Annotated in this window: 38 protein-coding genes, 3 tRNA genes and 1 pseudogene; 17 read left to right on the top strand and 25 right to left on the bottom strand. The window is 58.7% G+C overall.

Annotation, left to right across the window (positions count from 1 at the left end; genetic code table 11):
* Window positions 1-26: 26 nt before the first annotated feature.
* The 23 genes from CS390_RS09515 to CS390_RS09405 all read right to left on the bottom strand — a co-directional run bounded on the left by CS390_RS09515 (window position 27) and on the right by CS390_RS09405 (window position 10,031).
* The gene (locus CS390_RS09515; protein WP_099774157.1) at window positions 27-650 is read right to left on the bottom strand and encodes a putative metallopeptidase; all 624 of its coding nucleotides are present in this window, start codon (window positions 648-650) and stop codon (window positions 27-29) included.
* Window positions 625-1,077: a proteasome subunit beta gene (locus tag CS390_RS09510; RefSeq protein WP_099774156.1), complete on the bottom strand. Its 453-nt coding sequence runs from the start codon at window positions 1,075-1,077 to the stop codon at window positions 625-627. The genes CS390_RS09515 and CS390_RS09510 overlap by 26 nt, the downstream gene beginning before the upstream one ends.
* Window positions 1,074-1,286, bottom strand: a complete 213-nt coding sequence (locus CS390_RS09505; RefSeq protein WP_078452196.1) for a hypothetical protein — start codon at window positions 1,284-1,286, stop codon at window positions 1,074-1,076. Before CS390_RS09505 ends, CS390_RS09510 begins: the two co-directional genes overlap by 4 nt.
* A 3-nt stretch (window positions 1,287-1,289) precedes the next feature.
* Window positions 1,290-1,541, bottom strand: a complete 252-nt coding sequence (locus tag CS390_RS09500; RefSeq protein WP_031688030.1) for a hypothetical protein — start codon at window positions 1,539-1,541, stop codon at window positions 1,290-1,292.
* A 46-nt stretch (window positions 1,542-1,587) separates the two neighbouring features.
* Complete coding sequence (locus CS390_RS09495) at window positions 1,588-1,818, bottom strand: hypothetical protein (protein WP_015269843.1); 231 nt, start codon at window positions 1,816-1,818, stop codon at window positions 1,588-1,590.
* Between the two features lie 57 nt (window positions 1,819-1,875).
* Window positions 1,876-2,139, bottom strand: a complete 264-nt coding sequence (locus CS390_RS09490) for a hypothetical protein (protein ID WP_031688028.1) — start codon at window positions 2,137-2,139, stop codon at window positions 1,876-1,878.
* 1 nt (window position 2,140) lies between these two features.
* The gene (locus tag CS390_RS09485) at window positions 2,141-2,464 is read right to left on the bottom strand and encodes a hypothetical protein (RefSeq protein WP_012273046.1); all 324 of its coding nucleotides are present in this window, start codon (window positions 2,462-2,464) and stop codon (window positions 2,141-2,143) included.
* A 79-nt stretch (window positions 2,465-2,543) separates the two neighbouring features.
* A tRNA-Thr gene (locus CS390_RS09480) sits at window positions 2,544-2,619 on the bottom strand.
* Window positions 2,620-2,818: 199 nt separating this feature from the next.
* Window positions 2,819-2,894 (bottom strand) — tRNA-Ile (locus CS390_RS24930).
* 3 nt (window positions 2,895-2,897) lie between these two features.
* A tRNA-Asn gene (locus tag CS390_RS09475) sits at window positions 2,898-2,972 on the bottom strand.
* A gap of 403 nt (window positions 2,973-3,375) precedes the next feature.
* On the bottom strand, window positions 3,376-3,966 hold the full coding sequence (locus tag CS390_RS09465; RefSeq protein ID WP_099774155.1) for a hypothetical protein: 591 nt from the start codon (window positions 3,964-3,966) through the stop codon (window positions 3,376-3,378).
* On the bottom strand, window positions 3,957-4,538 hold the full coding sequence (locus CS390_RS09460) for a recombination protein NinG (RefSeq protein ID WP_099774154.1): 582 nt from the start codon (window positions 4,536-4,538) through the stop codon (window positions 3,957-3,959). Before CS390_RS09460 ends, CS390_RS09465 begins: the two co-directional genes overlap by 10 nt.
* A complete protein-coding gene (locus CS390_RS09455; protein ID WP_099774153.1) occupies window positions 4,535-5,101 on the bottom strand; it encodes an NUMOD4 motif-containing HNH endonuclease in 567 nt (188 codons plus the stop codon). Before CS390_RS09455 ends, CS390_RS09460 begins: the two co-directional genes overlap by 4 nt.
* Window positions 5,098-5,601 (bottom strand): recombination protein NinB, encoded by a 504-nt coding sequence (locus CS390_RS09450; protein WP_256587589.1) that lies wholly within the window; start codon window positions 5,599-5,601, stop codon window positions 5,098-5,100. The genes CS390_RS09455 and CS390_RS09450 overlap by 4 nt, the downstream gene beginning before the upstream one ends.
* On the bottom strand, window positions 5,594-6,172 hold the full coding sequence (locus CS390_RS09445; protein WP_099774152.1) for an ead/Ea22-like family protein: 579 nt from the start codon (window positions 6,170-6,172) through the stop codon (window positions 5,594-5,596). The genes CS390_RS09450 and CS390_RS09445 overlap by 8 nt, the downstream gene beginning before the upstream one ends.
* Window positions 6,169-6,474, bottom strand: coding sequence for a hypothetical protein (locus CS390_RS09440; protein ID WP_099774151.1), 306 nt, complete (start codon window positions 6,472-6,474; stop codon window positions 6,169-6,171). Before CS390_RS09440 ends, CS390_RS09445 begins: the two co-directional genes overlap by 4 nt.
* Window positions 6,474-6,653 carry a hypothetical protein gene (locus CS390_RS09435; protein ID WP_099774150.1) on the bottom strand — a complete coding sequence of 60 codons (180 nt, stop codon included), beginning with the start codon at window positions 6,651-6,653 and terminating at the stop codon, window positions 6,474-6,476. The genes CS390_RS09440 and CS390_RS09435 overlap by 1 nt, the downstream gene beginning before the upstream one ends.
* Complete coding sequence (locus tag CS390_RS09430; protein WP_099774149.1) at window positions 6,653-7,459, bottom strand: hypothetical protein; 807 nt, start codon at window positions 7,457-7,459, stop codon at window positions 6,653-6,655. Before CS390_RS09430 ends, CS390_RS09435 begins: the two co-directional genes overlap by 1 nt.
* The gene (locus CS390_RS09425; RefSeq protein WP_099774148.1) at window positions 7,446-8,426 is read right to left on the bottom strand and encodes a phage replication protein; all 981 of its coding nucleotides are present in this window, start codon (window positions 8,424-8,426) and stop codon (window positions 7,446-7,448) included. The genes CS390_RS09430 and CS390_RS09425 overlap by 14 nt, the downstream gene beginning before the upstream one ends.
* Window position 8,427: 1 nt before the next feature.
* Complete coding sequence (locus CS390_RS09420) at window positions 8,428-9,150, bottom strand: Rha family transcriptional regulator (protein WP_099776607.1); 723 nt, start codon at window positions 9,148-9,150, stop codon at window positions 8,428-8,430.
* A gap of 164 nt (window positions 9,151-9,314) precedes the next feature.
* On the bottom strand, window positions 9,315-9,551 hold the full coding sequence (locus tag CS390_RS09415) for a hypothetical protein (protein ID WP_099774147.1): 237 nt from the start codon (window positions 9,549-9,551) through the stop codon (window positions 9,315-9,317).
* Window positions 9,552-9,571: 20 nt separating this feature from the next.
* Window positions 9,572-9,766, bottom strand: coding sequence for a hypothetical protein (locus tag CS390_RS09410; RefSeq protein WP_028941800.1), 195 nt, complete (start codon window positions 9,764-9,766; stop codon window positions 9,572-9,574).
* A 28-nt stretch (window positions 9,767-9,794) separates the two neighbouring features.
* A complete protein-coding gene (locus tag CS390_RS09405; RefSeq protein WP_099774146.1) occupies window positions 9,795-10,031 on the bottom strand; it encodes a hypothetical protein in 237 nt (78 codons plus the stop codon).
* 113 nt (window positions 10,032-10,144) lie between these two features.
* Between CS390_RS09405 and CS390_RS09400 the strand changes: the two genes are divergently transcribed.
* The 3 genes from CS390_RS09400 (at window position 10,145) to CS390_RS09390 (ending at window position 11,764) form a co-directional block, all read left to right on the top strand.
* The gene (locus tag CS390_RS09400; RefSeq protein WP_099776605.1) at window positions 10,145-10,972 is read left to right on the top strand and encodes a S24 family peptidase; all 828 of its coding nucleotides are present in this window, start codon (window positions 10,145-10,147) and stop codon (window positions 10,970-10,972) included.
* 80 nt (window positions 10,973-11,052) lie between these two features.
* Window positions 11,053-11,490, top strand: a complete 438-nt coding sequence (bamE, locus tag CS390_RS25275; RefSeq protein ID WP_099774145.1) for an outer membrane protein assembly factor BamE — start codon at window positions 11,053-11,055, stop codon at window positions 11,488-11,490.
* A 19-nt stretch (window positions 11,491-11,509) separates the two neighbouring features.
* A complete protein-coding gene (locus CS390_RS09390) occupies window positions 11,510-11,764 on the top strand; it encodes a hypothetical protein (protein ID WP_099774144.1) in 255 nt (84 codons plus the stop codon).
* A 363-nt stretch (window positions 11,765-12,127) separates the two neighbouring features.
* Here CS390_RS09390 and CS390_RS09380 read toward each other — a convergent pair whose 3' ends face one another.
* Window positions 12,128-12,625, bottom strand: a complete 498-nt coding sequence (locus CS390_RS09380; protein WP_218195296.1) for a hypothetical protein — start codon at window positions 12,623-12,625, stop codon at window positions 12,128-12,130.
* 166 nt (window positions 12,626-12,791) lie between these two features.
* On the opposite strand from CS390_RS09380, the gene CS390_RS09375 reads away from it, so the two are divergent.
* Window positions 12,792-13,298, top strand: a complete 507-nt coding sequence (locus CS390_RS09375) for a hypothetical protein (RefSeq protein ID WP_099774143.1) — start codon at window positions 12,792-12,794, stop codon at window positions 13,296-13,298.
* 52 nt (window positions 13,299-13,350) lie between these two features.
* Here the strand turns inward: CS390_RS09375 and CS390_RS09370 are convergent, their stop codons facing one another.
* Window positions 13,351-13,668, bottom strand: coding sequence for a DUF1654 domain-containing protein (locus CS390_RS09370; protein ID WP_099774142.1), 318 nt, complete (start codon window positions 13,666-13,668; stop codon window positions 13,351-13,353).
* Window positions 13,669-14,224: 556 nt separating this feature from the next.
* On the opposite strand from CS390_RS09370, the gene CS390_RS09365 reads away from it, so the two are divergent.
* From CS390_RS09365 to CS390_RS09305, 13 genes and pseudogenes are all read left to right on the top strand, one after another.
* Window positions 14,225-14,698 (top strand): HNH endonuclease, encoded by a 474-nt coding sequence (locus CS390_RS09365; protein ID WP_177442396.1) that lies wholly within the window; start codon window positions 14,225-14,227, stop codon window positions 14,696-14,698.
* Window positions 14,699-14,804: 106 nt separating this feature from the next.
* Entirely contained in the window at window positions 14,805-15,011 is a 207-nt protein-coding gene (locus CS390_RS09360; RefSeq protein WP_099774140.1) for a hypothetical protein, read from the top strand.
* Window positions 15,008-15,223: a hypothetical protein gene (locus CS390_RS09355; RefSeq protein ID WP_099774139.1), complete on the top strand. Its 216-nt coding sequence runs from the start codon at window positions 15,008-15,010 to the stop codon at window positions 15,221-15,223. Before CS390_RS09360 ends, CS390_RS09355 begins: the two co-directional genes overlap by 4 nt.
* A 64-nt stretch (window positions 15,224-15,287) precedes the next feature.
* Window positions 15,288-15,806 (top strand): hypothetical protein, encoded by a 519-nt coding sequence (locus tag CS390_RS09350; RefSeq protein ID WP_099774138.1) that lies wholly within the window; start codon window positions 15,288-15,290, stop codon window positions 15,804-15,806.
* Between the two features lie 57 nt (window positions 15,807-15,863).
* A complete protein-coding gene (locus CS390_RS09345; RefSeq protein ID WP_099774137.1) occupies window positions 15,864-16,136 on the top strand; it encodes a hypothetical protein in 273 nt (90 codons plus the stop codon).
* A gap of 188 nt (window positions 16,137-16,324) precedes the next feature.
* Window positions 16,325-16,401 (top strand): annotated as a pseudogene (locus tag CS390_RS09340).
* A 106-nt stretch (window positions 16,402-16,507) separates the two neighbouring features.
* Window positions 16,508-16,759: a hypothetical protein gene (locus tag CS390_RS09335; RefSeq protein WP_256587588.1), complete on the top strand. Its 252-nt coding sequence runs from the start codon at window positions 16,508-16,510 to the stop codon at window positions 16,757-16,759.
* On the top strand, window positions 16,756-16,977 hold the full coding sequence (locus CS390_RS09330; RefSeq protein WP_099774135.1) for a DUF551 domain-containing protein: 222 nt from the start codon (window positions 16,756-16,758) through the stop codon (window positions 16,975-16,977). Before CS390_RS09335 ends, CS390_RS09330 begins: the two co-directional genes overlap by 4 nt.
* A gap of 23 nt (window positions 16,978-17,000) precedes the next feature.
* On the top strand, window positions 17,001-17,255 hold the full coding sequence (locus CS390_RS09325) for a hypothetical protein (protein WP_099774134.1): 255 nt from the start codon (window positions 17,001-17,003) through the stop codon (window positions 17,253-17,255).
* Window positions 17,252-17,698, top strand: coding sequence for a hypothetical protein (locus tag CS390_RS09320; protein ID WP_099774133.1), 447 nt, complete (start codon window positions 17,252-17,254; stop codon window positions 17,696-17,698). The genes CS390_RS09325 and CS390_RS09320 overlap by 4 nt, the downstream gene beginning before the upstream one ends.
* A 161-nt stretch (window positions 17,699-17,859) precedes the next feature.
* Window positions 17,860-18,747, top strand: coding sequence for a recombinase RecT (gene recT, locus CS390_RS09315; protein WP_099774132.1), 888 nt, complete (start codon window positions 17,860-17,862; stop codon window positions 18,745-18,747).
* The gene (locus CS390_RS09310; RefSeq protein ID WP_099774131.1) at window positions 18,744-20,414 is read left to right on the top strand and encodes a YqaJ viral recombinase family protein; all 1,671 of its coding nucleotides are present in this window, start codon (window positions 18,744-18,746) and stop codon (window positions 20,412-20,414) included. The genes recT and CS390_RS09310 overlap by 4 nt, the downstream gene beginning before the upstream one ends.
* Window positions 20,411-20,959 carry a hypothetical protein gene (locus tag CS390_RS09305; RefSeq protein WP_099774130.1) on the top strand — a complete coding sequence of 183 codons (549 nt, stop codon included), beginning with the start codon at window positions 20,411-20,413 and terminating at the stop codon, window positions 20,957-20,959. Before CS390_RS09310 ends, CS390_RS09305 begins: the two co-directional genes overlap by 4 nt.
* Window positions 20,960-21,027 lie beyond the last annotated feature (68 nt).

Here is a 21,027-nt window from a genome sequence, read left to right as displayed (position 1 = left end):
CAATTCCGTCTTAGGTCTGTCAAAGGTCAGGCAGACTTGAGCAGACAGGTTCCGCAGGCCCTCGAAATGTTGATCTTGGCCACCTCAGGCGGCCGGCTTGCAGCTTCGATCAGCTGCTGTACGTCTTCTCCTGCTCCATAGCGGCGAACCACACCCACGAACTCTTCAACGTCGTGTCCGCGCATCTGTAGCTTGGGGAGACCTTCCTGGGTGAACTTGGGTGCGCCGTACTGATCGGTCGCCTGAGCGATGTGGTAGAGCTCATGCTCAACCAAGGCGCAGAACTCGGTGTCGGAGCACTGGGAGCAGTAATCAGCAGCCAGGGTGATAACGAAGCCCGGCACCTCACCGAACCAATCGATCATCTGTTGCTCTTGTCGGGCCTTCTGCCATCCGCCGGCGCGGAACATCACCGCCTCGGCCTGGCCAACTACCGTCCGACCTTGTTTCTCGAAGCAGGCTGAAGCCCACAGGAAGCGAAGCGGCGCGTCGATCAGGTGGGCATGGTCAGGGTTGTGCAGCTCGCCACCCTCACTGAGGATCGCAGCCTGAACCCATTCGCCAACCTCGGGGGCCGGCTGAATCCGGGTACCGAGCATAGAAAGCTCGGTCAGATCAAGGAGATCAGCCGGAGGAACTGGCCTTTCCATGCTGGTCAATCCTCATAGTCCGAACCTTCCCGCCGGTGTAGATGTCACGCTTCATCGCGGCGCGCACCGCTTCTTCGGCACTTGCGCCCATGTCCATTGCTGCCAGGGCATAGGCCGAGCCGCTGCCGATGGCGTCGGGATTGGCCGGGTCGAGATCCTGCCGCCATACGCCAGTCTTGTCGTCATGGCCGACCATCTGCAGCCTGCCGCCATCCACCACATAGCCCGAGCACTCAACCGGAACATGCGAAGGCGTACCGAAGTAGGCCGCAATCAGGGCCTTCTCGTCGCACACGGCACCAGACAGGAAGAAGCTGACGCCATCCACGACGGTGAGCTTTTGGCAGTCATCGGAAACGATGGAGCCGCTGCGGGTCTGGCGGGAGTCATAGGCGATCACGCCATCCTTGTAGGCGATGGTGGTCATGCAGCCTCCACAGTGACGATCCCGCGTAGCTGGCGGGTGTAGATCTCTTCCCGACCCGGGCGCTTGACCTTTACCGGCCGAGGCGCATAAACGCACACTCCGGCAGCGGTATCGCACCAGAGAACGTTCTCGACCTTGTGACCGTTGACGAATACCCGGCGCGGGCCGCGTCCGTCAGCGTGGCGATGGAAGCTGGATGGCGCAGGCATAGGTCAGACCCCAATACGTCGACCAGAGATAACCTCGCCCAGACTCAGCCCGTGACAGGTTCGGTTGGACTCGATCCCATCAGCCTGATCCTTGGCGACCAGAGCATCAGCCACCAGATCTGCCTGTTGGCCGTTATCGAACTCCCCCACCGCTACGGATGAGGCGCCTTGGGCGCCGCCCTCGCTTGCGCCGTCAAGGGCATAGCGGGTAACGATGTATCGAGTAACTGGGCGAACTTGGTATTCGGTCTTCATTGGATATCTCCGGTCTGCGCACAGACTGAGTGTGGCGAGAGGTGAGTCAGGCGAACGGGTCAGCCGGCTTGGCGATCGAGCGCACAAACCACATGAAGCCCTGCTGCAGGTTGGTCTTGGCCAGGGCCAAGGTGCGCTGATCCACGCCTTCGATCTGGCCGATCTGCTTGAACAGCTCGCCAGCATCGGCCTCCAAGGCCTTGATCGAGTTCATGCCGTCGATCTCGCTTTGGGTGAGGTCGCGGTAGCCGGTGATTTTCTTGTGCTGGTTGTCCATGGTGGATCCTCTGGTGGTCGCGCCACAAAACGGCGCATGTCGAATTTGTGGCGCGGATCAGCTGAAGACGTGGCCGCGCCTTGCCCAGGCATAGGCCACCACCCCAGCGTGAAGCACCACGCCAAATGGATTGACCCAGTGGCCTTGCAGAGCGGTGACGAATGCACCGAACCCGCCAATGGCCACCAGGTAGAAGGCGACACTCAGCAGCGGCTGATCCACGGGGCGGACCTTGCGTAGGTAGTCGCATGCAGCGAGCACGACCATGACGCACAGGAACACGTCCAGAGCCGTCATCGCTGAAACCAGGATGTTGTTCATATCAGGCACCTCGCGCCGTGACGAACGACCCCATGGCAGCCTTGATCGCGGGGATGATGTTCATGGCTGTGAGGCCAAGCACGAAGGCAACCCCGCACAGCAGATCATCGGTGACCGCAAGCTCAAGCTTTGGGGCAAGCCAGGCGGTGACGGGCTGGGTCAGGTAGACCGAGAAGCCGAATCCGGTGGCGACCGCAGTGGCGGCCTGGAACCGGGTTAGGTCCTTCAGGAATCCCAGTGAGAGGATCGAGCCGATGAATGCAGCCATCACCAACCCGTACTTGCCCAGCACTACGCTGGCAGCGGCGCTTGTTGGTTCGGCCATAGGGGTGTCCTTGGAATAAAAGGCCCGGCGGGACCCTATTGAGGGACCGGGCAAGCGTGCGGAGCAGCACATAACGAATTGGTGCCGACACAAGGACTCGAACCCTGGACCCTCCGCTTACAAGGCGGACGCTCTACCAACTGAGCTATGACGGCGAGTTTGGCGGAAAGTGAAGGAGTCGAACCCTTACCGCTACCAGTAGCACGGTTTTCAAGACCGCTTGCCCACCTATGAGCGCCACATTCCTTTGGCACCGGGCTCCTCCCCCAGTTCGGTCGAGTCTTTTTGCCTCCGCAAGGCCGCACATACGTGCTCGCCCATTGCGGCAGGCGCAGACGCTCGACGCGCCATGCATGGTTGTCCCGTGGGGAGTTGAACCCCCTTCAGTCGATTATGAGTCGACCGCATCAACCGCCAATGCTTCAGGACAATTTGGCTGGCAAGGCAGGATTCGAACCTACGACCGCCCGGTTAACAGCCGGGAGCACTACCGCTGTGCTACTTGCCAATGTTTGGAGCGGACAGAGGGAATCGAACCCTTCTCTGCTCAGCTTGGAAGGCTGGCGGCAAACCTTCTGCTTGCCCGCTTGTGTGGGTCTTTCCCCACCTGTCCGCCGAAGACCATCCCAGCGCTGGCACCCCATTGCACCAGTCTCGTCGATACGATCTCGCGCCACCCTAGAAGCATATGAGGTCAGGGTGCGCGGGCTGCCGGTGTTTTTCCGTAGCACTGCACTACCGGCTAATCAGTGTCCAGGCCTTCCCGGAGGCTGCCCTGGCTGCAGTGAACTTTTCTGCAGGCAATAAAAAACCCGGCGCGGCGGCCGGGTTCTTTTTGTGATCTTCGCCAAAGGCGAAATTATCACGATGGCGAAATCATGCCATCAGCCGAGCGGGAACGCAATAGGCCCTCAAGCGGCCTCCTTCATTTCGTAAATTACAGCCGCCACCGGCCCGAGCGCCATCTTGTCTACGTCCTCGCAGCAGTCGAAGACCAGACGTACATATCCGCCCCACTCACGCTCCCAACGGACCGATTCCAGCTTGATCCCGTAGTGGGCATTCAGCCAGGCACGAAAGCTCTCCGGCGACTCCAGCGGGTCAGCGTTGGCCGATTGCCCGCCCTGGTGCATGTAGCGGTACCGGGTCATAACCCCCTTCACCACGTACTCGAGCTTTTCGCGCTTGGCGGCGGTCATGCGCGGTGACTTGCTCTGCACCAGGTTAAAGATAACCTCCTCGGCAGTCTCGCGGGTGTCGTCATCCATCCGCGGGCTGTACATGAAGTCGCCGAAGGCGCGGACCTGACCATGCAGCTTGCCGATCGCAGACTGCACCCTCCCGGCGAGCGCCTGGTGAACTGCATGACTCGCACTGCGCTGCTTGTCAGTGGTTTGCACCATCGCTCCCAGCAAACCCAGTTGTTCGATGAATGCGCCCTGGCTGTCCCAGGCGGTATAGGTGCAGTCGTGCCAGGCTTGGCGTGCGCTGTTCAGTTGCATACTGCCTGCTCCTTCAGTTCCTTGATCTTTGCCCGGTACTCGGCCTTGATGGCCTTCAGGTCTTCGATGGTGTAGCGCTGGGCCTCATGAGGGCCTTCTAACCACTCGACTCGGTCGGCGCCGATCCGCCTCACCAGCTCAATCCGGTAGTTCACGATGTCGCCAGACTTGTGGTTATTGCAGGGTGCGCACTGCTTCCAGACGTTCAGCGGCTCGAAGCGCAGCTCTGGGTTTGCCCCTACGGTTCGGTAGTGGCCAGCGTGGTACTGGCCTTCGTGGTGACGACCGCAGCTCACACACGGCAGCGCGGCATCACGCAAGCGAATCCACTCGTTGAATACGGCCTGTGTCTCGCGCACATGGTCGGCACGAGACTTCACCCTCTCCTTCCGCACCTTGATCTCACGGCGCTCGCGCTGGGCGATGGCCTTGCGGGCTTTGTCCTGGTTCACCGGCGCAAGCTCCAGGGCGCACTTCACGCTGCACGCCTTCTGCGTCGATAGCGATGGGCGGAACTTAGAGCCGCAGGCCTTGCAGGTCTTCTGCTTCACTTCCTTGAGAGCTGTCCTCACGCGGCCTCCTCCCCCAGCAGATCACCGAAGAACATGCCTGACGCGGCGTAGTCCCACACCATGCCGCCCGCAGTCTTCTGTCTCTTCTTCGCCGCCGCACAAATGCACGGCTTGCTCACGCCGGTATGGCGCACCGCCGACTCCAGCGAGGGGAACCACATGCCCAGCCCGTGCTTTGCTGACTGAACTGGCACAGCGCAGTCGCTAAGGCCTGTGGCTGCTGCATGCGCCATGTTCTCCTGATGGGTGCACCATTCGAGGTTTTCAGGATGCGGATTGCTCTTGTCGCCATCCTTGTGATTGATGCACGGCAAGTCATTCGGGTTTGGCACGAACATCTCGGCAACAAGGCGATGAACCAGGTATGCCTTTGCCTTGCCGTCAACTTTGAGAATGATCCTCGGGTAGTCCTTGGACTTGGCACGCTGAATCAAGCGCTCTGGATAGCTCTTGGTGATGCCGGAGAGGGTGGTGGAAACATGAGCCATCCGTTTAATTCGTCCTAGCGAGGACACCATGTAGCGCCCTGCCAAGGTTTTGCTCTCAATCCAAATCTCGCTCATGCCGCCGCCTCCCACTGCTCTGGCATCTCTCCTTTGGGCTCGCTCCAGCGCACGCCGCGCTCAGAACCGAACACATACATGCACTCGATGACGTCACCCAGCTCGGCCACGGTCATCCGCCGGGTGCTAACACCCAGCATCACGACGCCACCGTTGATGCCAGATGCCATGCGCACCTCCTGGCGGGCCGCAGCGGTCATGAGCGCCTTCCAGTCCTCACTATCGAGCTTCTGCATTACGCCGTTGACGGGCCATTCCACCTGACGGGAGATGTCGGCCAACATGGCCCAGAGCTTCGCGTTCTGCTCAAGGGTGCGTCGGGACTTGACCGGCCGGACGATTATCTCGATGGCCCCTGCCACGGAAAGCTCTGTAGCGAAGAGGTAGGCCAATCGGCACACCTCTCGCACGCGAGATGGGCCGGATGACCAGAAGTGGCGAGGCTTGGACACCGCCTCAGAGAGCTTGGTGGTGCTGTTGACGCTGATACGGTCAGCCATGGGATGCCTCCTTGACCATGGCCTGGAATCCGGCCACCTCGGCCATATCGCGGTCGTATTCTCGGCGAGTGACTGGATGCATTTCCTCGGGCTGCCGATCACCAAATTTCTGGAGCATCTCGCCTTTGAGCGAGACGGCGCAGTCAGCAAGCGCCTTGCGCAGCGCTTCAGCCTCTGCCCTCGCATCATTCAGCGCAAATGCCAGGCTCTTCTTGTCGGCGGCATAGAGGTCTCGTGCTTCCTCAGCAAGACTCTTCTCGGCCTTGAGTTGGTCGAGCTCGTCCAGCACAGCTTTGTAGCCGTCAAAGTTGCAGGAGATGCGGCCTATCAGCTCAAGACGCTCTATCTCTGCAAGCAGTGCCAGGGTAGTGGCGGGGTTTGCGGCGGCGATGAAGCGCTGGTTTGCAAAGTTGCGCTCTACGTCTTCGCGAACCCGGCAGAACATGCTCACCATCCCAATGTGACGATAATCCGCGTTGATAGAGCCTTCGTGCCGATCGTTTTCTGCATGCCAAGGGCCGGGTGTTGCAGCCTCGGCCAGCGCCTTGAGTTGTGCTTTGTCGATGGTCATGGCGCCACCTCATCCCAGCGAACCTCAAGCCACATATCCACGAACTGGCGCTCTACGGCCCGCACGGTGCAGCGATAGCCCAGCCCACGCAGTTCCTTGAGGATTGCCTTGCACAGCTCCGGGTAGTCCTTCTCGTTGCAGTAGCAGCTGGTGCCGAACCCGTAGTCGCGAATCGTGTATTCATACTTGCCAGCCTCGGCGGCCTTGGCGACACCGGCCAGGATGGTATCCACGGCGAAAGCTGGGTCTTTGGCGCGGGCAATGTCGCGCGCTTTGAGCGCAGTAATCTTGTTGGTGTCCATCAGTGCTTCTCCTTGCGCTTGCATAGCAGTTTCCAGGCAACAATGACGGGCCATCCAAGTGACAGAACCCACAGGAACAGGTAGTGCTGCCAGCCCTTTGCGTTTTCAGCCGCTAGGCCGACCAAAAAACCGAAGAAGGTGGTGTGAATCCACCCGTAGATCATGATTGCGTCTGCCATCACACCCCCTCCCCGGCCGGCTGCCCGGCGCGCTTGATGTTCAACTGAGCGACTGCGGCGCGTGTCTGCCGCTTGCGCAGGTAGGTTTCGATGCGGCGGCGCTGATCTTCCTTGGCGCGCTCGCGGTCTTTCTTTGCCTTGGCCGCCTTGAGGATGCAGCGCACCTCGGCAAGCTTTTCGCGGGTCTTGGCGCTGGCCTGCGGGCGCACCTCGCCGGTGAGCAGGCCGGCAATGGCCTGGCCGTCATCGGTGATCGGAGCGATGCGCAGGTCGGCCAGGTACTTGGCCCCGGTGTCGTGGGTGATGAGCTGGGCGCGGACGGCGGATTCGATGGCCGTCACCCGGCGCCCAGCGTCGTAACCCAGCGACACCTCCCACTTGGCCGGCTGATCCTCGGCGCGGGCGAAGCTGACCAGGCGCTCGTACGCGCTCATGAACGCCATCCGGGCGCCGACCTTGTCGCCAGCTTCAAGGATTGGCTCGGAGGCGATCATGGCCTGGCGGATTTCGGTGGTGAGCACCACGGTTTCGTGCTCATCACTCGCCGCCAGGGCGATCGACCACGCCTCATCCTTGCCGGGTCGGGTGTCGGCCGCGTGGATGTGCTTGAGGACCATGCCGAGCGAAAGGCGCCCAGCAGGCTCTCTACGGCACGCGCGCAGTGCGCCAATGATCACGCCAGGCTCATAGGCCGAAAGGTCCTCAGCGATGAGCTGAGCGCCTCCAGCGCTGATTGCCTGCCCCATTGCCTCGGCAGTGGCGCAGATGGCCACGGCGAGTTCGGCTTGTTCGTCAGAGGAAAGCATTGCGCTTACCCCCTTGGCCGTTGCGGATCGCGTCAGCCGCTTCCTGGGCCGCATTGATATTCGCCTGGGTCTGCTCCTGCTGGCGGGCAGTGGTGGAGTTCATCTGGCGGTTGGTGACCCACTGGGTGTGGTAGGCCTCGGCCTTGGCCAGCAGGTCGCCCAGGTTGTGGCAGCCGTTGATCAACTTGGCGTCGTTGATGCGCAGGTAGAACGCGGCTACGTGATGGGCAACCTCAATCCCCAGGCGGTCAATCAGCTGGCCCATCTGCCCGCCTGCCTTCGCATTCCAAACCGGCCAGGTGTGGTAGCGCTTGCGGTAGGCCATGGCGTAGTTGGCCCAGGCCTTGAAGGTTTTGCAGGACTGGTCCTTCGGGCCTGGCATGTCCGCCGGGATTTCGCAGCGCGGCTCTTCGCCCCCAACAGGGATCAGTGCAACCACTTTCCCGGCAGGTTGGTTCGGCTCGTCCGAACCTTCCTGCGAACTGTGATTGGTACCCTGATTGGTATCCTGATTATTGGTATCCTGATTTGTCGGATATTTTTCCGACCCTTGCTCGGATTTTTTTCCGACCTTGCTCGGAGATTTTTCCGAGGTAGATCGGATTTTTTTCCGACCTTTAGTATCTGGTGGGGTCGGATATTTTTCCGACCCATCCTGCTTCTTGTTCCACTCGGCAGCCTTCTTGGTCAGGCGGAAAAGAGTGATGTTTGAAGTGCTGGAAAGCTCAATCAGACCCGCCTCCTCCAGGGCTTTCAGCATCCGATAAGCCGTGTCAGGTTTGTCAGTCAGCAGAGGCAGCTCTTCCACGATCTTGGCCTTGCTCAGAGCAAAGAAGATCCCGTCATCAGTCTTGAGCGCTTTGGCCCAGCTTGGGCAGCCGTAGACGAACGCGAACAGCAGCGCCTGCTGGGAGTTCAAACCCCACTCAAGCGCTTTTGCCTGGTTGATCGTCACGGTGAATTGCATGTCAGGCCTTCCCGATCAGAGAGGCGAGCTCAGCGAAGCGCTCCACATACCAGTGAGGCTGTGTTTCGCGTGGGGATTGGGGACTGGTTAGGTTCTTCCCGTAGCGCAGGCCCTTTTCGGTGATCGACCAGAAGGTGACCATCTCTTGCTTGGAGTTCTTGCGCTGCATGACCTTGATCAGACCAGCTTGCTGTAGGGCCTTGTTGAAGGAAGCTGTCGACATGCGGATGCCGTTGTCCTTCAGCAAGGAGGTCAGCGCCTTGGTCGGCAGCGATCCCCCGCCTGCTGCATCCGGCGGCGCGTCCACGGCATAGCTGGGCAGGAACTTCGGATCGAGGCCGTTGTTCTCAGCGATCTTGGCCAGCATCTGCATCTGGCATGACGCGGCGGGCTTCAGGAGGCGCGTAAAGCACTCCATGATGGCGATCTCGCCGATGACTTTGGTGCCATTGGCCATGACGGCCTGGCGCGCCTCGGACTGCCCTTCCAGTTCGCGCCAGCGACGAATCACCTTCATGCGCAGCCCGGCGCTGTAGCCGGTCAGGAGGCAGTCAGTGTGCTCGCGGTCGAGAAGGTACTGGACTTGCTCGCGGTTGCGACCGTCCAGATAGATGTCCTCAAAGCTGAGTACATCGGCTTTCAGGTCTTTGAGCATTGCCAGGATGTCGCGCTTCACGTTGTCGTGACGCTTACCCGTGACGCTTGCAATTTCACGCGACGACATCGTGCGCGCCACGTTTTCGTAGTTCGCATTTCGTGGCGCGGGATATTTGAGGGTCTGTACATCATTGTGATGGGTGTGCATAATCGACCTCACAGTGTTGTAACGAATGCAGTTGAAAAAGCCGACCTTGCCCGTCGGTTTTTTTGTGCCTGCGATTTGGTGATTTAGTTGAGGTCTTCATCAGTCCCGCCTTTTTCAGGGACTATTGAGTCCGAACCTCGCTTTGGCACCGGTAGATTCCGGATTTTTCCGGCACCTTTTGGCCTGGTCTTCTCGAAAAAACGCTCTGCTCCAAGCTGTGCGGCGTACTGTTCAGGCGAGACGCCCGCCTTATTTGCCAACCGCTCAAGCTTCTCGTAGAGGCGTCCATCGATCCCGTGGCAGATCGTGGTTTCGGGCACGTAGGCCTCCTTCCGGGCCTTCAGGCCATCTGGCTTTTGTCGGTAACATCGCTCTCGATGATGCTTTCCAGCTTCTCCTCGACGCACATGCGCACGAATACAGCCAGCTGCAGCTTGTGGAGTCGCGCCACGGCCTTCAGCGCCTCGTAGGTTTCCTCGTCGTAACGCGACTTAATCTCCCGGTCTTTCAGGTGACTTTGGTCGTGATATGCCATGCGGTATTGCTCCTTGCTATTGAAAGGGTTAGGCAGCGCCCTTGAGCGCTTTACGGGCAAACGAAATTAGGTCGGGACGAAGGCCGGCGATTGTGATTTCACCGCTCGAGGCGTCCTGAAGGCGCTCGGCCAGTTCGACAGATGCTTTGCGATGACCACCTGCGAGCTGCCATAGGTGTCCGACAGTGGTCTTGGCAGCGGCTGCTACTTCCTGCCGGCGCTCGTTTGTGGCTCCACCCAACCATTCACGGAGGTGATCATTCATGAGGGTTCTCCTTACACATAAAGCGAAATTTAGCTCATGGCTAATTTATGAGCAAGGATAATTTAGCTGTGCGCACATTTAGCAGTAAGCTAAACGCTGGCATTCTTGTCGCCATGGATATCTACGAAATTCGCAAACACAACCTGGTGAAGCTGATCGGCAGCCAGAGGAAAGGCTCCTGCGCCGAGCGCTGGGGGATGGCTCCTGCGCATCTGAGCCAGATACTTTCCGACAAGACAGCGAAGAACCTGGGCGACGATGTGGCCCGGAGAATCGAGGGAATTGAGGGCTTGCCGAGAGGCTGGTTTGACTCGATACCAACCGGCGATGAAGCGGGGAAGCCTCGCGCCGAAGCCGGCGACGGCAAGCTATCGGCTGCCGATCTGGTAAAGCAAATGCTCGCCAAAAGCGGGAAAGGCATACCCGAGGAGACCCGGCAGCGATTGCTGGCCGCAGCGGAAGAGCCTGCCGATACCGGCGTTACCAAAGCTGACTTTTCCCGACCTGGTTTGGTTGGTGATGAGGTGTGGATCGCTCATTACGATGTTCGCGGCTCGATGGGTGACGGGCAGCTAGCCCACGACTATCCAGAGATGCTGCAGGATGTGCGAGTAAGCCCCAAGCACCTGCGAGAGCTCGGCGTTGAATTCACCGAGCATTACCACCTCAAGCTGGTTACCGGGTGGGGTCAGTCGATGGCGCCTACGATCAAGAATCGTGACCCCTTGATCGTTGACGTGAGCATCCGAGAGTTCGTTGGCGATGGGATCTACTACTTCTCTTGGGGTGGTCACGACTACATCAAGCGGCTGCAGATCGCTGATGAGGATCATTTTGAGATGATCTCTGACAACCCTAAGCACAAGGATCGGATGATTCGCAGGGAAGAGACCTACATCCAGGCCAGAGTGCTGCTGGTGTGGAACGCGCACCTGGTTTGAGTCAAACGGCAACCGGATCATCAGTCTGGCGCAGCGGGGATCTTTGAGCCCCACAGGATCTTTACTACAAGGATGAACGTATGAGATTTGGCTTAATCATCGCAGCATCAGTTCTTCTGGCCGCCTGCGCAGGAACCCCTTTCACCTTCGATGAAGCCCGACAGGTAAAGGTCGGAATGACCGAGCAGCAGGTTATGGATTTGATGGGCCGCCCTTACTCCGTCGTATCCAAGGGTGACTCACAGATGTGGATCTGGAGCCATGCCAGCGCCTTTGGCGGATCCCAGGTGGTTTCTTTTGAGCTGAAAGACGGCAAAGTCATAACCGTGCCACACATCCCGGGAGCGTTCCCAGCGCAGGGCGGATCTGGCCAGGTAATCGCAACTCCAACGACCGAGCCTGCACAGCAGCCGCTCTCTAAAGAAGAATACAAGAAGGTTCAGTTACAGAAGCTCACCGACCAGAACCTACCCTATGACGAGTACCAAAAACGGTACAAGGAAATCATGGCGCAGTAGTGCGCCGGAGGTTTTGGCCATGCCCCTCACCAAACCCAACCAAGATCTACGCCGCGACCTCCAAGGCCTTGCATCTGACCTGAAGTGGTCAGCGGTTGAGCTGCTAAGGATCGCCGAGCGACTAAGCCTGGCCGGGAATGATGCTGATGCCCAAGCCGTTCTGAGAATGTGCCGCATCTTTCAGGATGGCGAGGAAAGGCTTACTGGATATGCAGAGGAAGTGCACCTGGGACTGATTGTTCGCACGAAGACACCTGTCTCCGTGCCGGAATGAAGATCTGCGACGTAATACAGCCTGGGGAGGCTCTCGGCTGCGCCATAGAAGAAATCAACACCTGGATCGATCAGCGCGGCTCTACGGAAACGTATTAACGAGCCAGTGAGCATCTTGAAGTACTGGCAGACAATGCCGACACCATTGCCGAGCTGATGGCTGACCTGATTGCCAGGTGGAAACCTGAAGAACCGGCTGAACCTGAAGACTGAAACGGTCTCGCAATCCTCGGCAATCCGACTACACTCAGGCCAGCTGAAAGATCAGTGTTCCCTCGCAGATAGCCCGCCAAGTGCGGGCTTTTTGTTGTCTTGGTGATGGCGTGGGCGGCTCTGCTTCAACCGCCCGGAAAGACATGATTAATCAGTTGAGCGGAATCAACATTTCACGTTGAGCGGGAGTCAATGCATCGATAGATGCAATGCTCAGATCGGTAGGATGCGCACTCGCAACTGGCTTGCCCATATCTGCGGAGACGAACTCAGGCAGCTTGTACATTGCGCCAGTATTGGGATCAACAATCAGCATACCTATCAGGCCGCCAAAGAGTATGTTCCCCCAGTACCAGCCACTTACGCTTGAATCCAGCTCCATCGTCTTATCTGGATAGCCTTCCTTCTTGAAGCGCAAGGTATAGGTTTGGCCTGAGAAGTAGCTTTCCCCGGACTTCAGCGTCACGGTACTTGGCGTATTCCCCGAATGCACAAGCTGGCCATTTTTGTCAGTGATCTCAAATGAAGCTCCGACCGGTGCGCTTGAAACTGCTACCGGGTACCTCGACTCACCGAGGATGCTCGCACACCCCTGAAGACCCACCATTGCCACGATTGCGGCACTCCCTAGCATCATCCGAATCTTCATTGCGAGCACTCATTATTTATTTTGCCGTCATTGGTTTAGCCGAGTACCGGCCGTCGGTGATTGTATAGGAATGATATCAATTAGACACCAATGCATGCGGGCTACAGCCAAGATGATGGTGCATGGCCTGGATGGTAGGATGGGGAATTTCCTCAAGGAGAGAGTTATGCGCACCACCCTATCTGCCTTTCTGATTTCTGCCTCCGTTCTCGCCGGCTGCGCACCTGTTCAGTCGCCATCCTCTGAATACACCGCAGCTCCTGCCAAGAATGAGCCGCACGTCTTCAAGCCGCGACCGTACACCTACGATAAGGATTCGCCTGAGGCGACCAACTTCGCCAGCCAGCTCGACATGCCGGCGTTTCAGTGCGACCTAGAAGCCATGCTCGGGCGCGATGCAGTTCGGTACGGCCTGCGAGATCTGCAGGCCGAGTACAGCAACTCCTTCATGGAATGCGTTAAGTTCGCTCACACCCAAGGCAATGAGGCCGTGACCAGACTGAAAGCGGCGAAGGTGCCTGCCAAGCAACTTGAGCTGAGCAAGGATCTGTACGCCAAGTGGTCCGCCTATATTTCATCAATGAGTCCATATCGCCTGCCAGACCATCGAGCGAAGTCGGACTATCAGGCTGCGAAGCAGGCCCTGGCTACTGAGGTCAAGTTCTCCAAATAGTTTCGTCCTACCTTTTCCCATAGCCCGCCATTGAGCGGGCTTTTTTGTGCCTTCAGAACGGCGCCGCCTCATCTGCAACCTCGGCATCGTACTGTTCAATCACCTGATCCTCCTCGCTCTGCTTTTCCCATTGCAGAATCACTGATCCGTCATCGTTGAAAGTCATCTCAATGCCGTCGGTCTCGGCCAGCAACTCCATCACCGCATCCCACGCTTCGTCGCTGTCAGTATCCAGACGGTGAATCAGCACCCTCCTCCCAAGCTGCGCCATAGGCGAATTGATCATCGCTGATACACGCAATCCAAGGCGCTCAACTCCGGTCAGTTCCTGGCGCTCTTGCTGCGTCGTGTCCTTTTTCTTCTTGCTCATTGCAATACCTCGATTACTGTATATCCGTACAGGTCGAAGCAAATCATAGCTCAGTGCTAAATCTCCGGTAAAGACCATCCAGCCAAAAAAATAAGCTGAGCGGCGATCCTTCTACGCGGCGGGCACTTTGTCGCCCAGCGAAAATAATTTAGCTTTGAGCTATTGACGCAAGTTTAGCTTGAGGCTAAATTTCACTCCATCGCAGTCACCCAACAGGGACCGCGCAGGCCCTCAAGGCCAACCGCTCTTTAACAGTCAGCGCCATGAACGACTACCCGGCCCAGCCGGTTAGGTCACTCCCGGCTCCATCGGTGGGAGGTCAGTAAACCGATGAACAAACAGACCATGCAGCTTCCTGCGGCGACCGGCGATCCGATTGCCCCGAAAGGCAACCAACGCGGGGAACAACCCCGACGGCGGACGAAGCGATAGCTGAACTGTGCGAACGACCCGCATAGCTGCATGCAGCGCTCATAGCCCTGGCGCAAATCAGGGCTACATCGAAAGCGTTCTCGACGAGCTCGCTTTCAATGCGAGGACAACCATGAAGACGAACATGATTCAGCTCGAAGAGCTGGACAGGCTTTTCACATACGAGCCGGATACGGGAAACCTGATCTGGCGAATATCAACCTCTTCGAGAGCCATCGCAGGGTCCATAGCCGGATCACTGAAGCCTTCAGGCTACCGAGTGGTTTGTATCGAAGGGGTGTTCTATCGCTGCCACCGGATAGCGTTCGCCATGCATAACAGGCGCTGGCCGGAAGGCGAGATTGATCACCTTAATCGCAACCGGGACGACAACCGGGCAGTGAATTTGCGCGACTGCAATAGAACTGAGAACTCAGTAAATCGCGGCGTTCACTCCAACAACCGGTCAGGTTTCAAGGGTGTCGCCTTCGACCGGCGACGAGAACTCTGGATGGCATCAATCAAGGTGAGCGGGAAAACGATTTTTCTTGGCCGGCACAAAACGCCGGAAGCTGCGCACGAGGCATACCAAAAGGCTCGCCAGCACTTTCGGTGTTGACCGAACTGAGTGAATGACCTGGTAAGCGGGTGCGGAGAAACACCAACAGATTCACTGAAGCACCTGGGCGACCGGGTGCTTTGGGAATCCACTGGGGGAAGACGAAATGGCTCAGTTCTACATCGACAATCACCTCAGTAACGGCAAACGCTTGGAATGGCTTGCTCTTCCCGACCAGGGCGAGCGTGTTGAATCGGTCGTGCAGCAGGTCAAACAGGCCGCGATCACAAAGTTCGGCGGCATCGTTTACTTCAACCGCTGGGAGCACGTCGTGGCCAGCATCGGCTACGTGACGGTGAGGATGTACGCATGATGCGGTTCTTCAAGCCAATGCGCGGCTGCCGCGTCTTCGCAAGCGCAAAGCACATGACCAGACCTGCCGGTGAGTTCATCGGATGGTGCGAGAAGGTCGAGGAAAACATCTGCATTTTCCGCGACGGCGCGGTAGTTGACCGACTCATCTGGAGGTTCAACAACAGCAATGGAACACAGGAGCTGAATAGTTGGTACGAGTATTCGGCATGACAGACGATTCCCCGGTGCGCCTCAAGCGGGGCGCATCAGGGGGAATCCACTGGAGGAATGAGCAATGGGCTTGGACGTTTCTGCATTCAGCAAACTGGTAGAGGCGCCTGACGCCGAGCGCGACGAGCACGGCGACCTGGTCGACTACGACAACTACCGCGACTTCTACTTCAACAAGGACTTTCCGGGTCGTGCCGAGGGCCTGAAAGAGGGCATGACCTACAAGCTCGGCGAGGAAGGCTCAGGCTTGAGCACCGGCTACGGTCGTTACAGCGCATGGCGCGATGAACTGGCGAAGCTTGCCGGTTACACGCCGGACGCAAGCCCGAGCGACGAATACGAGAAACGCTTCCCTCATTTTGGTGGCGCCAACCGAGCGGGCGAAGGCCCGTTTTATGAGCAGATCCTGTTCTCAGACTGCGACGGCACCATCGGACCAGTCGTCAGCGCCAAGCTTGCAAAGGACTACGCGGATTTAGCTGAGAAAGCCGAGGCTGTTGGAGGCTACTTCTGGGAAAAGTATCAAGAGTGGAAGGTTGCATTCGAGGTTGCGTCTGACGGCGGTGCTGTCGTTTTCCACTGATTTCACTGGCTGGCCTTGGCGACAGGGCCAGACGGGAAATCAACAGAGGGATGCAGCATGCAGATCAACCAGCAGAAAACGGTTCAGGTCGACGTGACCGAGATTCGGCTTCACATCAAGGTGCGCAACGGCTTCGCTGCAGGCTTGCAAGACGCTCAGGGCGATGAAGTCGGTAGCTACGAAGGTTACGTGCCCGACTTCTTTCCGGGCGAGCACTACGGCGATTACCTGATTCTGAACATCGACCTGGAAACGGGCCAGATCAAGAACTGGAAGAAACCAGCCGCCGACGACATCGAGAAGATGTTGGCCCAAGGCGAAGACGACTGAACAACCAGCGCCACGTCAGCCTGACGTTAACTGCCCGATGCCCTGCTCCCCATCGCAGGGTGAATCGGGATTTGATCTGCGACGAAGCATCTAAGCGCGGCAACGTGGTTGCAAAGCACTGGATCGCACCCGGTGCAGATGAGACGGACCCGCCAGATCAAATCACCGATGCATCCCGCATCCCTGAAGCGTGCGTAATCTCAACTGGATAGAGCCCCCGCCAACGGGCGGAAGGATGCAGGTTCGAATCCTGCCGTGCGCTCCACTTCCCCATAACCATCGACCGCATTGGCAGGCGCCAGGCCAGTCTCTCGGCTGGGTTTGGTCACCCGTGCCTGGCTCCTGGCCAATGCGGTCATGAGGATCACCCAATGAGCGGAATGAACGTTTCCGGCCAGATCATGATTCAAGAACCTTCATGCAGCGGATTTTCGGCCTATGTCTACCCGACACGCCTTGATGCGGCCATTCAGTTGCTGCGCGTGATGATTCGCCGCGCCACTGACGAGCAGCAGGCCATGACCAATATCGAAAATGCCGTAGCTGAACTGATCAGTGAGGAGCGACATGATTTGGATATGGAAATGGCAAGCGAGCGTCGGCGCCGTGGAGAAGAGCCATGAGCGGCTGGATCAAGTGCTCTGAACGCATGCCTGAACTGCCCAAGGGTGGCGGCAAGGCACGCGTGATGACTTACACGCCGGCACGCCGCGCCCAGCCCTTCGCCAATGGATCGAACTTCCTGTGCTGGAACGGCATTGATTGGCGCTACATGGACGGTTCTCGATACGAGCACCGGGTAACGCACTGGCAGCCTTTCTTGGCGCCACCCACCGAGTAACCCACCACCATCTGGAGGCGACCATGCATCAACGCATTCAAGCTCGCCGCGAGATCATTGCCGCTCTTCATGAGCGCTCCGTGCTCGCAACTGCCGAGTTCTACAAGAAGGTTGGCCGAGCTATGCCGGTCATCAAGTTCCGCCTCCAGGTAAAGCCTGCAGGCCGCGATTTCTTCCATGTGGTGGATAGCCAGACCGGAAAGGTTATCGGCTTCCGCCGCGACCACAACGAAGCCTGCGCACTGGCGCGTCGACTTGAAGCGGAGAAGCGACCATGACTGAATTTCTGGAAACCTCCGAGGGGCCGAACTGGCTCCACGATGCAATCAACATGCTGATCTGCGGCCAGAACGTTACAGCGCCGCGCCCACTCGGTAAGTCGGTTGCTCTTGTTACCCCACAATCGCTGTGGGAGGCGCTGGCCGAACACCTTGGTGCTCAAGAGCATATTGCTCCGCTGCTCACAGACAACCGCGAGTACCCGATTGAGCAGATGATTTGCGAAATCATCGCCGATGGTCGCCGCGTCCACGGCAAAGCCTACGATCTCGCGTGCGAAGCGCTTGGCCAGTCAAAAGGTGGGCACCCTACAGCTCTGCACGATGTTGCGGAGGCCCTGATTCGACCTTGGGCAAATGAGTACGGACGGGCCCGCGCCGAAGAGCTTGCAGCCGATTCTGCATTGGATCGCTTTGCGCAGCGAGAGGACGACGCGGCGTGACCACCGAACAGCGCGCCCGCCGCATCGCCCACTGGCGCGGAAGCTTCCTCGCCCTCTCCTTCTTCACTGGCTGGATGCTGCTGAGCACTCTGGCCAGCGCCATCACTCAGTAATCCCGCCCATTAAAAATCAGCGCCCCGCAAGGAGCGCGAGGTATCGTCATGTCCGCACAAAACATCGCGCCGGTGGCGCACGAACAAACCCTTCACGTCCTTCCTCACGCAGCAACCAGCACCAGCGCACTGGTTCTCGACGGCGACAGCCTCGACAAGATGATGCGCCTGGCAGAGGTCATGGCCTTGGGTCGCGCAACCCTGCCCAAGCACTTCAACGGAAACTCCGCGGACTGCCTGGCTGTCGTCATGCAGTCCATGCAGTGGAAGATGAACCCCTTCGCGGTCGCCCAGAAAACTCACCTGGTGAATGGCGTACTTGGCTATGAGGCTCAACTGGTGAACGCCGTGATTACCACCTGCGCACCGGTGATCGACCGACTGCACTACGAGTGGTTCGGCGATTGGTCGAAGGTGATTGGCAAGTTCACCATCAAGAATGGGGACAAGGGCGAGTACCGTGTCCCTGGCTGGAAGCTTGGGGATGAAGAAGGCCTGGGCGTCCGAGTCTGGGCAACCTTCCGCGGAGAGGACGAGCCGCGTGTTCTGGAGCTGCTGCTGGCTCAAGCCCGCACCCGTAACAGCACTCTTTGGGCAGACGACCCTCGTCAGCAACTGGCATATCTGGCCACCAAGCGCTGGTCGCGCCTGTACTGCCCTGACGTGATCCTCGGCGTATACAGCCCGGATGAGCTGGAAGAAAGCGCACCGGTCGTTCGTGACGTTTCCCCTCGCAGGGAGGCTGCCCAGGACGAACTTCCACCCTACCCCGACGACAAGCTTGCCGAGAACCTCCCGAAATGGCGCAGCGCTGTCGACTCCGGCAAGTCGTCGCCAGACAAGATCATCGCCACGATCACCAGCAAATACACCTTAAGCGAAGAACAGGTCGAGACGATCAAAAGTCTCGCGCCCATCGAAGGAGAGCAGGTATGAAAATTCACAACGTAACCCAGGGCTCACCAGAGTGGCATTCGCTGCGCACCCAGCACTTCACCGCCTCAGAAGCGCCGGCCATGATGGGTGCCTCGAAGTACCAGACCCGCACTGATCTGCTGAAGCTGAAGAAGACCGGCATCGCCCCGGAGGTGACGCCTTCTCAGCAGCGCATTTTCGACAAAGGCCACGAGACAGAGGCACTGGCACGGCCAATTGTCGAGCGCATGATCGGCGAGGATCTGTTCCCGGTGGTCGGTACTGAAGGAAACTTGCTCGCCTCCATGGACGGCATGACCATGCTTGGCGAGACCCTGTTCGAGCATAAGCTTTGGAACGAGTCCTTGGTTGCCCAGGTACGCGCCGGTGAATTGGAGCCGCATTACTACTGGCAGCTCGAACAGCAACTGTTGGTCAGCGGTGCCGAGAAAGCGATCTTCGTTTGCTCCGACGGCACTGAAGCCAACTTCGTTTCACTGGAGTACTTCCCGGTTGCTGGCCGGGCCGCGCAGTTGGTCGAGGGCTGGAAGCAGTTTGAAGCCGACCTCGCCTCTTTTGAGCCAGTCGCGGCGGTGGCCGAGGTCGTTGGCAATACCCCTGAAACGCTGCCAGCGCTGCGCATCGAAGTCACCGGCATGGTTACTGCCAGCAACTTGGAGCAGTTCAAAGCTCACTCGCTGGCCGTCATTGAAGGCATCAACACTGATCTGCAAACCGATCAGCACTTTGCTGACGCCGAGAAAACGGTCAAGTGGTGCGGCGACGTAGAAAACCGCCTTGAAGCTGCCAAGCAGCACGCTCTGAGCCAAACCGAAAGCATCGACGTCTTGTTCAAGACCATCGAAGACATCAGCGCTCAGGTGCGACTGAAGCGCCTGGAGCTGGATAAGCTGGTCAAGGCGCGCAAGGTCGCCATTCGAGATGAGATCGTGATCACCGCTGCCAAAGCGCTGCAGGCTCACATCGACAAGATCAACGAATCGTTTGGAGGCAAGGTTCGCTTGCCGGCTGTACCAGTTGATCTTTCAGGCGCCATCAAGGGCAAGAAGACCATCACCAGTCTGCGCGATGCTGCCGACTCTGAACTGGCCCGGGCCAAGATCGAAGCCAGCCAGATCGGCGACGGTATCCGCGCCAACCTGGAGAGCCTGCGCACTTTGGCGAAGGACCACGCTTTCCTGTTCAACGATGCCCAGCAATTGGTGCTCAAGGATAACGAAGACCTGGTCGCGCTGATCAAGGTGCGCATCAGCGAGCATCAGCAGGCCGAGGAGCAGAAGGCCGAAGCCCAGCGCGAGAAAATCCGCCGGGAAGAGCGCGAGCGCCTGGAGCAAGAACAGCGCGCCGAGGCAGCACGCCTTGAGGCGGAAGCCAAAGCAACTGAGGCGCCTGCTGCCGCGTCGGCAACAGGGCAAGCCTCCAATTCAGTTACATCGGTACCGACGCAACCCAAGCCAGCAGCGAAGACGGCAGCACCAACCGCCTCAAAGCCGCTCGCCTATCAGGCCGAGGTCAAAGACTTCGAAGCCTTGGTGAAGGCCGTGGCCAAGGGCGAGGTGCCAATCGATGTGCTTACCGTCAACTGGCAGGCACTCGACGCGATCGTCGCTGCCAAGGGTTCAAACTTCAACATGGCGGGGGTAACCCTGACTCAGGTGGCGGCATGACCGACAACCAAATCCTCATCGGCGCCCAGCACCAGGCGCAACTGGAGGCAGCGAAAGCTGCCTTCTTCGCATCTGGAGGTCAGGCAGTCGAGCTGGCTGGATTCACCTACAAGCCGCTTCCCTTCCGGCGGCACCCAGAGCCAGCCCAGAAGATCCCGAAAGGCGTTCAGTACGGCGCCCGGCAACAGCGCTCAAAAGAGCGTGCAGCCTTGATCGCCGAAATGGCAAAAAAGATGACCTGCCGGGAAGTCTCCCAGAAGCTAGGCATCCCGCAGAACACCCTGTGGACGATGTCGCAGCGGGAAGACTTCACGTTTGCCCCGGGCTGCCAGGGTAAGCGGAAGACGCCATACACCGACGCGGCGGCAGACGCGAAGCTGGCAGAACGAATCACCGCCCTTCGGGATGTCGGCCTGACTCGCCACCAGGTGGAGAAGAAGATCGGGATCGGCAACGGGACACTGGTTCGAATCCTCAAAGCGTTCGACATCGATTTCCCGAAGCGGGGTGAACGACGTGAAGCCTCCAGTCGAGAATCATCATGAAGGCTCGACGGCTTCGCCTCATCTATCCCACGGCCTATTACCAGGGCCGGGCCTGCCGCCAAGATGGG

The sequence above is a fragment of the Pseudomonas sp. HLS-6 genome (assembly GCF_002753995.1).
Classification (GTDB): domain Bacteria; phylum Pseudomonadota; class Gammaproteobacteria; order Pseudomonadales; family Pseudomonadaceae; genus Aquipseudomonas; species Aquipseudomonas defluvii.
This window is presented reverse-complemented; position numbering and strand designations above follow the sequence as displayed.